This is a genomic window from Pseudoalteromonas sp. S3178 (genome assembly GCF_005886985.1).
In the GTDB taxonomy this organism is placed as follows: domain Bacteria; phylum Pseudomonadota; class Gammaproteobacteria; order Enterobacterales; family Alteromonadaceae; genus Pseudoalteromonas; species Pseudoalteromonas carrageenovora.
The window spans coordinates 1-219 of the sequence record NZ_PNCW01000462.1 but is presented as its reverse complement, the minus strand read 5'-3'; the positions used below and the strand labels follow the sequence as shown (position 1 = coordinate 219).

Sequence of the window (219 nt, the reverse complement as noted above, 5' to 3'; positions counted from 1 at the left end):
ACAGCATGTTGATGGTGTAATTACCTTAGTTCGTCAAGCGCGTGAACTCGGTTTCGCGTCAATTAATACTGATATGATTTATGGTTTACCTCATCAAACACCTGAAAGCTTTGCTGACAGCATCAAGCAACTCATTGCCCTGAGTCCTGATCGTGTCTCGGTTTTTAACTATGCGCATTTACCAGAGCGATTTGCTGCGCAACGTAAACTTAAAAAACC

At 42.5% G+C, this 219-nt stretch carries 1 pseudogene; it reads left to right on the top strand.

The features are described from left to right. Window positions 1–219, top strand: a pseudogene (locus tag CWC11_RS21755) (oxygen-independent coproporphyrinogen III oxidase); the annotation flags it as partial.